This window comes from Fibrella arboris, from assembly GCF_041321095.1.
GTDB classification, from domain to species: domain Bacteria; phylum Bacteroidota; class Bacteroidia; order Cytophagales; family Spirosomataceae; genus Fibrella; species Fibrella arboris.
In genome coordinates, this window is the sequence record NZ_JBGGWE010000020.1 from 91,333 (window position 1) to 101,442 (window position 10,110).

Consider the following 10,110-nt stretch of genomic DNA (forward strand, 5'->3'; position numbering starts at 1 on the left):
TCACTTCCAGCAGAATAAGGATTAAGACTAATACAGCACCGTATTTTTCTTTCAATTTCTCTTTAACTCAGAGTCTCACTTCCAGCAGAATAAGGATTAAGACGGCAATAAGGACTCGCATATTATTTGGGATTAGTTATCTCAGAGTCTCACTTCCAGCAGAATAAGGATTAAGACTTTAAAGTAAAAGCCCCTCTCACGCATGAGTAGGGGCCTCAGAGTCTCACTTCCAGCAGAATAAGGATTAAGACGTGATATTCCAACGCATTCCTTCAAACGTAAAGCTCAGAGTCTCACTTCCAGCAGAATAAGGATTAAGACATATGTACTCAATTCAATCCAATCAGAACGCTCCTACTCAGAGTCTCACTTCCAGCAGAATAAGGATTAAGACCCAATAAAACTAACATTACGAGTATTCATAATTACCAATCTCAGAGTCTCACTTCCAGCAGAATAAGGATTAAGACCTGATAGTACGTGTTCTTCTGTGGGCAATGGGCGCTGCTCAGAGTCTCATTTTCAGCAGAATAAGGATTGGAGGCTACCGGTAAGGTATATACGTTAGACTGTTTATTACCAGTCTTTTGTCAGGAATCCTGTCGAAAGGCTGCCAGGTTGAGTGAGTAGTAGGAAGGATAACGCTGATTGGGTGAACAGGGCGATTTATTGTACGGTCAGGAATTGGCTTGGTAGTAGTCATAATAAATTGATAATTGCACACCCTAATCTACCCAATAGCCTAATTCGTTTTGAAACGCATTCGTTACCTCACCGTTCGCTTCGACGCAGCGATTCAGCACATTGAGATTCCTGCCTTCCGGGGCGCAATCATCGATAAGATCGGTACAGCCTATACCAGCTTTCATAACCATCTGGCCGAAGGTCAGTTTCTGTATCGCTATCCGGTTATTCAGTATAAGCAGATTGGTTGCAACCCGGCCATTGTTTGCCTCGAAGAAGGTACCGATGATATTCAACATTTTTTCCAGCAACGTACCTGGGATATCCGCATCGGCGAACGTCCACTCACGCTGACAGTCAAGGACCTCCGCCTGCATCAGTATACGTTGCAGGCCTGGGAACATACATTCCGGGTCAGGATTCACAACTGGCTGGCTCTCAACGAAACTAATTACGCCCGCTACCAGAGCACATCCGACGACCTTGATCGGCTCGAACTGCTCGAGAAGATTCTGACGGGCAATATCCTCAGTATGGCCAAAGGCCTCGACTGGCGTATCGAGCGCGAAGTGCGTGTCCGAATTTTACGTTGCTCGCCCCTGCGGTGGCTGCGTTTCAAAGGGCAACTACTGGCAGGCTTCGACCTCGACTTCGCCACCAACGTTTTTCTGCCCGACTGGATCGGCCTGGGCAAGGGCGTCAGTGTAGGCTTCGGCGTGGTCATGCGCGAACGACAGGACCAGAAACGAACCGGCGGGCCTAACCCACAAAACCACCCCAACGAACAGCCCGAAACCAGTCTATCAGATGACGACGAATACTGAGCCAACCACCCGCGAGCTTGTCTACCTGGCGGGGCTGCTGCACGATATTGGTAAGTTTTTGCCCGATTTTGACACGTTCTGGAAAAGCCATCCACTATATGCCGATCTACAGCAGATTGAACCCCTATTTGTGGAGAGGGCGGATAGTTGGGCAACAGCTATCGACGCGCAAAGCGACGGTGCTGGGCTAGCTGTCCAGCCGCTTCGTAATCTGTTTGCCGACATAGAAATCGACCATAAAATAGGGGTGAATCTGGGTGATTCTCAACTAATCGGAGCGCATAAACTTAGCCTCGACCGGGCACTCTTTACCGATCCCAAAGGCGACATAGAAGAACTACGGCAGGCCTTCAGAGTCGATTTTGGTAAACTACCTATAGGTAGCGTCGGCGTATTTGCGGAGTCGCTGACGCACCTACTTAGGCGGTATACGTGGTGCCTGCCCGCGTCGGGTTCACCTGCGTTCCGATCAATCAGCCTCTTTCACCACCTTAAACTCACGGCGGCATTTGCCCATTGCTTTTCAGCGCAAAACCTTGATACCACGTATCCAGTACAATTGCTCTGCGTCGACTTGTCGGGTATTCAGTCGTTTATCTACAATATCGGTTCGCGCTATGCAGCACGGAGCCTGAAAGGGAGATCGTTTTCGCTACAACTGCTGCTTGACAGCATCGCCCGCCGTATCCGGCAGGAGACGAGTACGTATTCAGGGCATATCGTTTATAGCAGCGGTGGCAAGTTTTTTATGCTCCTACCTAACACACCAACTCTGAACAGCAAGTTGGGTATGTTGCAACGTGAGATTGCCGATACCGTTTGGGACGAATACGCCGGACAACTCTTTGTATGTTTCGGACAGGTAGCTTTCGATTACCAACCCGGTAACAAGCAGGTATCTATGGAGGGAAAGCCCGAAGCCAGTAACCTCAGCGACCTGTGGCGGGCCGTGGCTGACAAGGCTGCCGAACAAAAGGTCCGTAAGAATAGCGCGTTGCTACTCGATGCCAACAAGTTTGGAGACCTGTTTACCGCAGCGGGCGAAGGTGGTGATGCTGATGTCTGCGTCGTTACGGGGCAGGAAGGAAAGTTGGTCTTGACCAAAGACAAACAGTCGAAAGTACATCCAGCCGTTTTACAGCAAATCGAGATTGGGGCGCAACTCAACGGAGCGCACTACATCACATTTGGTACAGGCACGTTTAGCCTCTTGCCAAACGTTGTCGGCACGTTCAGTCTGGCCGACACCACCAATTTTTCCCCTGACGCTGAGTATTGCCAGTTGGTACAACCCGGTCAACCTACATCGTTTGTTGCAAGTACATCGCATCGTAACGTGGTGCGAAGTTTTCGGTTTTTTGGCGGAAGCCAACAGGCCAAGTCCTGCGTCGACGACCGGAAGCCCAAAACCTTTGAGGAACTGGCAGGTATTGTGCGCGATAATCCTGAAAAGGACGAGAGCCCCGTACTGGACAATAAATCGGAAGGAAAATTCAGGCAGTTGGCCGTACTACGCATGGACGTTGACGGGCTGGGCAAGCTCTTCACGCACGGCTTTCGGGCCGACCGTGCCACGTTTTCGGCCTACGCCACACTGTCGGGGCAACTCGACTGGTTTTTTAGCGGCTACCTCAATACCATTCGCGACCAGGATGCCTTCCGCGATTGGGTCAATATTATCTATTCCGGTGGCGACGATGTGTTTGCTATAGGGCGCTGGGATCGCATTATCGCCTTTGCCAGTACCGTACAAACAGATTTTAAGCAGTTTACGGGCCGCCCCGACCTGACTATCTCGGCGGGTATCGAGTTGATGCGCCCGCGCTATCCGATTGGTAAAGCGGCCCTCGCGGCAGGAGAAGCCGAAGACCGGGCGAAAGAGTATGAGGCAGCAAACGGGCAATCTAAAAACGCCATTTGCCTATTTGGTCTCACCGCCAATTGGGACACCGAATTTCCGCAGATAAAAGGCTTGAAAGACAAGATAGTAAGCTGGCTGGAGACAGGTCAGCTCTCAATGGGCGTACTACGAAAGCTGTTTGAGTATTACGATATCCACAGGCAAAACCCCGACGACCTATCGTGGAAGTGGAACGCCGCCTACAGCCTGGCCCGTCACCGAACCGACAAAAACGCTACGGCTATCGACGCATTAAAAACCATGCTGTTTATCGAGATCAACGATAACCGACTGCGGTTCGATGCTTTCGCTATGGCCCTGCGTTGGGCTGAACTTTCACATCGCGATTACCCTAAAACCGATAATTGATTATGGCACAAACCATTGAACAGATGCTTGATGAGGGCATTAAAGAGTTGGATGCTTTGCAACAGATGGGGATACGACTCAAAGAAACGGACGTAAAAACGTCTCAAATCCGAAAGTTTTTCGGGGCCTTGAAGCGTATTCAGGTCGATTTCGATAACCTGAAAAGCGAAATCATTCTGTTGGAGCCGCGCCTTGCCTACGCCTACGGAAAAGCAAAAGGTGGTGATGGTGGGAAAGAAGGCTTGAAGCACATGTATGATACCCTGGGGCCACTCATTAAGAAAATTGATATCAATCCCGAAAAATTTAACCGTTTTGTACAAATCACCGAGGCTGTTGTGGCGTACCACAAAGCCGAAGGCGGTAAAGAATAACAAAGATTAAATCACACATTTACAATGGCTTATATCAAACTTTATAAAAAAGTACGTCTCAGCTATAGCATGGAGCTAAAGACTGGTCTGCGGGTTGGAGCCAGCAAAGACAACGTAGATATCGGTGGGGTTGATTTGCCCGTAGTACGGCGCAAGGACAACAACCAGCCTTATATTCCAGGTAGTTCTATCAAAGGCAAAATTCGTAGCCTACTTGAGATTGTCACGGGGTCAAATGCCAATAGCAAATTCAATCAGTATAGCACGGAAGGCGAACCCATTGCCGCTCTGTTTGGCTGGTTTGGCATTAAAGACCAAAAAACGGGAAACCCTTCGCGGTTGATCGTGCGCGATGCATATCTGACAGATGAATGGGCCGCTAAATTGAAAGCTTCTACGTTCACCGATATGCCCTATACTGAAATTAAATTTGAGAATGCCATTGACCGAATCAAGGGGGTAACCGTCAACGGGGCAATTCGGCAGGTCGAGCGGATTCCGGCGGGTGCGGTTTTCACGGTCGAGTTCGTGATTAACATCATGCAGGAACGTGCCGATGAGACCGCTGCTGAACTGCAGCGAAAAGAGCAAACATACATGGATTATCTCAAGGCGGGCATTCGGCTGCTCGAAGATGATTACCTCGGCGGGTCGGGGTCACGGGGGTATGGGCAGGTCCAGTTTTCGGCTCCTGCTATAACCTCAAAAACAGCAGAAACGTACCTGAACCCCGCCTGACGGTATGCGCTTCGACATCATCCGGCTACATTTTACGGCTCCATTGCACCTGAGCAACGCTCGCCCCGACGACTACGGCAGCAGCGAACGAACCATTCACTCCGATACATTTACAGCAGCGATCTTCCAGGCGTGGGCTACACTTGGCCAAACCAACTGGATTCCTAAAACTAAAACCGATGCGCCGGGCTTTGCGGTGTCGAGCCTGTTTCCGTTTCGTGGCGGGGCTACGCCAATTTACTTTCTGCCTAAACCCTATTTCCGCAACGAACATACCAACACGTTTACCCTCGAACCCGGTGAGGCTAAAAAAATCAAGAAACTTCAGTTCCTAGACGTACCCCACTTCGAGGCATACCTGCATCAGCGGGAGACCCCGTCGGTAGGTACGTCGGCCATTTGCGGAAGTTTCCAAAGCTCACAATTAGCTGATATTCAAGCAGAAGATGGCCGTAATTTTCTGACTAGTAGCGTACAGACGCGCCTAATGCGTCCTCGCCTCGAAACCGAAGATCCCACGCCCTATTACGTTGAACGGGTGTTTTTTCGGCACGATTCGGGACTTTGGTGTCTTGTTCGGTACGACTCAGCCGAGGCGCGCCGACGTGTGCGGGCGGCAGTGGAATGGCTGGGCGACAGCGGTATCGGCACCGACCGAGCAGTGGGCAACGGGCAGTTTCGGGCGGAATGCGACCACACCCTCGACATCGATGTACCCACGGCGGGTGCATTTGCTGTAAACCTCTCGCTATTCTGCCCCGAAAGCCATCCCCAACTCACAGCACTGCTGGCCGACGAACGCACCCGATATGATCTGGTCCGGCGCGGGGGTTGGCTCTCGGAACCCTATAATACCCTTCGCAAACGCTCGGTCTGGATGCTCCGCGAAGGGGCTTTGTTGCATCAGGCCGGAGCAGATAAACCTGTCGGCAAATTGGTCGATCTGCGCCCCGAGGTGCTGCCCGAAAGCCACCCCATCTGGCGCGATGGCCGGACCATTCTTTTACCCGTAAACATCGCATAGCCATGCCTATAGAACTCGCCTCGGTGCTCACCACCTATCGGTTCGATGTCGATATCGTCAGCCCATTGCATGTGGGTATGGCACAGGAGAAGCACTACGTCAGAGGGTTAGATTACCTACTCGACGACAAAACAGTGCAACTCATCAACGCCGATGCGCTGCTGCGGGCGATGAATCCTCAGGAGCGCAACAACCTGACCGCCCAACTGGCAGCGGGAAAAACAGAGGGCCTCGAACCGACCATCAGGCAGTTGTTGCCCAAATACCCTGCCATGAAGGGACTTCAGTTGCCACTTGCCAAAGGCGAGCCCGCCGAAATCCGCCGGATGTATCAAACCGGGCTTGGGCAGTATGCCATTCCAGGAACATCAGTCAAAGGTGCGCTTCGGTCAGTGCTATTGGCAACCCGCAAAACCGAACCGGGGCAACAACGTAACAGCGAGAATGATTTGCTGGGTATGTTCGAGAAGAGTGTGATGCGGTTCGTACATGTGGGCGACATGGCCGTACCCGCCGCGCAGATGGCCGTGTGGGGTACTAAAATTTATAGTGCCGACAGCAAAGCGCATAATATAGAGACGCGTGGCGAGTGGAAACATGGCAGAACGAGCTCACACAGCTCCAAGTTTGATGATACCAATCCACGCTATGAAAAAGATGCGTTTATGACTTTCTACGAATTGGCCATACCTGACTCAATACAGGCTAACCCATTGGAACTGACCATCCGGCTGGGGCAGCAACTACCCCACGCGTTGAAACAATACGCCGAGGCCAACATACCCGGTTACCAAAAACTGCTCGATGGTAAACCGGGCGACTGGCTGGTGCAAACCATCCGGGCGCATACGAAACGCTTTCTGGAGCGTGAGCGGCAATATTTCGAGAAGTTCGACAACAAAGATCTCAATGACCGTCAATCAATTCTAGATTATATCGACGCAATATTAGCCGAAAACAACCATACCGATGCCTGCCTGCTACGGGTAGGGGCGGGTGTAGGCTTCCACAGCATCACCGGCGACTGGCAGTTCAACGACCACACGGCCCAATGGAACACCGACAAAAACGCTATACGTCATAAGACCCGCAAGTTCGCTGTTGACCGTCGCGAAGGTAAACCACGCTTTGAGCTGATGGGATTTCTGAAGCTCACCCGCCAAACTGAAGCTAGTAAAATCGCCCGCCAACAGCGACAATATGGTTTGCTGCAACAGGCACAAGCGGCTGCTGAAGCCGAAGCAAAACGACTGGAAGACGATCGACTGGCTGCCGAAGAAGCCCGTAAACCAAAAGTCCACCCCGGCCCTGTCACTAAAGGAATGGAAGTAGATGCCGAAGTGGTAATAAGCGCAAAACCCAATCGTGTTAAAATCTTTGTGGCTGGCTACGAAGATAAACAGTTTGAGATGATAGACTCAGCGCAACAACTAAAGGGATACACCTGCCGCGTTGCCTTAGTCATCGAAAAAGGTAAAATATTGAGAGTGAGGCACCTGACTAAGAAATAGCCTTTTTTCTGACAATTTAGGAATTTAATTCCTAAATTGTCAGAAAAAAGGCTATTTTGATTTCTCGTCAGTTAACCGAGCGAGCATCAGAGATGCTCCGGAAATACCCGATCATCACCATTACCGGACCCAGACAGTCAGGGAAAACGACACTGGCCAAGCTGCTTCGCCCGACATTCAGATACGTTAGTCTGGAAAGTTTGACCGAGCGGGAATTCGCCCGGCAAGACCCCAAAGGTTTTCTGGAAACCTACCGGAACGGGGTAATTCTGGATGAAGTGCAGTACGTACCTGAGTTGTTTTCGTACCTACAAGTCGTGACCGACGAGCGGCAACGGACGGGTGAGTATATTCTGACTGGTTCGCAGAATTTTCTGTTGATGGAACAGATTACGCAATCATTGGCCGGGCGGGTAGCCGTGTTTAACCTGCTGCCCCTGTCTTGGTCCGAACTGCGTGAAACTTCCTACGCGCCCGTTTCCTGGGAGGCCTATCTGGTAGGCGGTAGTTACCCGCGTAAATTGGTACAGGATATCGACGCCGTGAGCTTTTATGACAGTTACCTGCAAACCTATGTAGAGCGGGATGTACGGCAGGTAAAGAATATCCTGAATCTGGGCCTGTTCCAACGGTTTATTCAACTGCTAGCTGGCCGCATCGGACAGTTGTTTAATCAACAAAGTTTAGCCGTTGAACTGGGGGTTGATAATAAGACGGTAAACGCGTGGCTGACGGTGCTCGAAACGTCGTTTATCGCCTATCGACTGCAACCGTATTACCAGAATTTCAGCAAGCGGATTGTGAAAACACCGAAGGTTTATTTCTACGATACGGGTTTGGCTGCCTACCTGCTGGGCATCCGTTCGGAGGCCGATCTAAGCGTCCATTTTGCGAAGGGATCCCTATTCGAGAATCTGATAATTAATGAATTGACCAAAAACTGGCTGAATCAGGGTAAACGCCCTGCCTTTTATTTCTGGTCTGACCAATCGACCCACGAGATCGATCTACTCATTGACCAGGGCACAAAACTGACAGCGATTGAAATCAAATCAGGCAAAACTATCCAGCCCGATTTTTTTAAGGGCTTACGCTATTTTGGCGAGCTAGCCCCACAAACAGAATCAACGCTGGTATACGGCGGAGACAGCCCGCAACAACGAACCGGCATTCAGGTACTGACAATAAAGGAGTTGAACGAATTAAACTGATAAATGTAGATGAAAAATTACTTCGTCATTACGCTTGGTACAAGGGAAATACAGCTTTTTAAATCGGCTATCGAGCCAAACGGATTTGAGGTAATTACCGAGATTCGAAAGGAAACTCCGTTTACTTATGTTCAACCGATTGGCCAACCTACTTTACGAATTTCGGCGCGTGGCTCTGATGATTTCCCCGATTTTTTTACCATTAGCCCGCGTATAGATGGAGAGATAATTCTCAAGAAATGGCCACTTTTCAGGCCTATACTCGACTACCCGCTTATTCGTCCGGCCCTTGAATACCTAAAAACAAAAAGCATTGGTATCGACATTATCATGCTGGTCTTCACCGATCAGGAGCAAGCATTTATAGATGGCAGGGTAAAAAAACGATCGTACATCAACAACGATACGGTTTATTTTGCTGATATGATTGAGCGGTTCGTTCGGGAAGATACCTATTTTAATGAAGCCTACATTGACCACTTCGGACGTTATGAATCAGTAGCTGACATGGCTATTCAGTATACTGAGTTCGGTAAAATAAAGGACGAATTAATTTCTGACGATGAAGTTAGTAAAGTTTATCTCTTCCCACAAGGCGGTATTGATCAGATTAATCAGGCATTGACTTTAAGGCTTATAGAGACGTTTGAAGGGCGGGTAGTGTACTTGCAAAATGCTGAGGGTAAAGAAGTTCAGGAATTAGATTTTCCACGCCGGTTTGTAAATGTGCTTCAAAAACAAAAATTACTTAAGCACTTGGCTGATTATGACTTCGGGTACATTGATAAAACTCTTTATCAGGATAAATTAGTGTGTCACCTTGCTCAGTATGCTGTCCGTCGCCTAAGCTTACAACATAATCAACTGAAAGCTAACGTAGATATTCTGCTCAAAGAAGACAAGGTCAAGAACCTTTGGGCAGAGTTCTCTAAAAATTTGACTACCGATGAAGCAAAGCTGTCAGACCTTTATTTATCAGCAAAAATTAGTTGCAAGCAGGGTCGGTATAATGAGTTTTTGTGGAAAGCTTTTACTCTAAATGAATCTCTGTTTAAAATTAAAGCTGAATCACTGATTGGTAGTACAGATTCGTGTAGAGTTATTGGCTTAGGCCATTCAGACAATAATCAGTTATGGTTAGATAAGCTCAATCAAACTGACAGTCGGCTGGTTCCATACCTACAACAGCATGGAATAGGTTTAAGCAACCCATATCGTAAAGCTTATGTGGGAATTGTTGCCTGCCTCAGTCCAGCTACAGATTCATTAACATTATTAACACGTGTTGCGGATAAACTCGAAAGTTTAGCAAGCAAACGACATGGACTGGCCCACAAATTAGGCACAACATCACTTATTGATGCGTGAATTAGTCTGTAAAGAAACCTACCTCCTTCTTGCGAAAGAAAGCAGTAATGAGTTTGGGATTAGCTCGCAACTGAGCTAACAGATCAATCACCGATTTAGCCAATTGC

8 protein-coding genes and 1 CRISPR repeat array (1 of these 9 only partly in view) are annotated in these 10,110 nt (G+C 49.1%); all 8 genes read left to right on the top strand.

The features are described from left to right. Positions 1-544: direct repeats of the CRISPR family, unit length 37 nt; unit sequence CTCAGAGTCTCACTTCCAGCAGAATAAGGATTAAGAC; it begins 84 nt to the left of the window's first position. Between the two features lie 208 nt (positions 545-752). Beyond that, positions 753-1,508 carry a CRISPR-associated endonuclease Cas6 gene (locus ACAW75_RS24665; RefSeq protein WP_370731453.1) on the top strand — a complete coding sequence of 252 codons (756 nt, stop codon included), beginning with the start codon at positions 753-755 and terminating at the stop codon, positions 1,506-1,508. After that, on the top strand, positions 1,492-3,777 hold the full coding sequence (gene cas10, locus ACAW75_RS24670; RefSeq protein WP_370731454.1) for a type III-A CRISPR-associated protein Cas10/Csm1: 2,286 nt from the start codon (positions 1,492-1,494) through the stop codon (positions 3,775-3,777). The genes ACAW75_RS24665 and cas10 overlap by 17 nt, the downstream gene beginning before the upstream one ends. Positions 3,778-3,779: 2 nt before the next feature. After that, positions 3,780-4,151 carry a type III-A CRISPR-associated protein Csm2 gene (gene csm2 / locus ACAW75_RS24675; RefSeq protein ID WP_370731455.1) on the top strand — a complete coding sequence of 124 codons (372 nt, stop codon included), beginning with the start codon at positions 3,780-3,782 and terminating at the stop codon, positions 4,149-4,151. A gap of 24 nt (positions 4,152-4,175) precedes the next feature. Further along, on the top strand, positions 4,176-4,889 hold the full coding sequence (gene csm3, locus ACAW75_RS24680; RefSeq protein WP_370731456.1) for a type III-A CRISPR-associated RAMP protein Csm3: 714 nt from the start codon (positions 4,176-4,178) through the stop codon (positions 4,887-4,889). Between the two features lie 4 nt (positions 4,890-4,893). After that, the gene (gene csm4, locus ACAW75_RS24685) at positions 4,894-5,913 is read left to right on the top strand and encodes a type III-A CRISPR-associated RAMP protein Csm4 (RefSeq protein ID WP_370731457.1); all 1,020 of its coding nucleotides are present in this window, start codon (positions 4,894-4,896) and stop codon (positions 5,911-5,913) included. 2 nt (positions 5,914-5,915) lie between these two features. Then, the gene (csm5, locus tag ACAW75_RS24690; protein WP_370731458.1) at positions 5,916-7,424 is read left to right on the top strand and encodes a type III-A CRISPR-associated RAMP protein Csm5; all 1,509 of its coding nucleotides are present in this window, start codon (positions 5,916-5,918) and stop codon (positions 7,422-7,424) included. A 92-nt stretch (positions 7,425-7,516) separates the two neighbouring features. Continuing rightward, positions 7,517-8,635, top strand: coding sequence for an ATP-binding protein (locus tag ACAW75_RS24695; protein ID WP_370731459.1), 1,119 nt, complete (start codon positions 7,517-7,519; stop codon positions 8,633-8,635). 9 nt (positions 8,636-8,644) lie between these two features. Further along, positions 8,645-10,003, top strand: a complete 1,359-nt coding sequence (locus tag ACAW75_RS24700) for a hypothetical protein (RefSeq protein ID WP_370731460.1) — start codon at positions 8,645-8,647, stop codon at positions 10,001-10,003. Positions 10,004-10,110: the final 107 nt, after the last annotated feature.

What these genes read in the sequence shown, in the direction of transcription:
- ACAW75_RS24695 (WP_370731459.1), top strand. Translation starts at nt 7,517, where the DNA reads ATGCTCCGGAAATACCCGATCATCACCATTACCGGACCCAGACAGTCA.
- csm3 (WP_370731456.1), top strand. Translation starts at nt 4,176, where the DNA reads ATGGCTTATATCAAACTTTATAAAAAAGTACGTCTCAGCTATAGCATG.
- ACAW75_RS24700 (WP_370731460.1), top strand. Translation starts at nt 8,645, where the DNA reads ATGAAAAATTACTTCGTCATTACGCTTGGTACAAGGGAAATACAGCTT.
- csm2 (WP_370731455.1), top strand. Translation starts at nt 3,780, where the DNA reads ATGGCACAAACCATTGAACAGATGCTTGATGAGGGCATTAAAGAGTTG.
- csm5 (WP_370731458.1), top strand. Translation starts at nt 5,916, where the DNA reads ATGCCTATAGAACTCGCCTCGGTGCTCACCACCTATCGGTTCGATGTC.
- cas10 (WP_370731454.1), top strand. Translation starts at nt 1,492, where the DNA reads ATGACGACGAATACTGAGCCAACCACCCGCGAGCTTGTCTACCTGGCG.
- csm4 (WP_370731457.1), top strand. Translation starts at nt 4,894, where the DNA reads ATGCGCTTCGACATCATCCGGCTACATTTTACGGCTCCATTGCACCTG.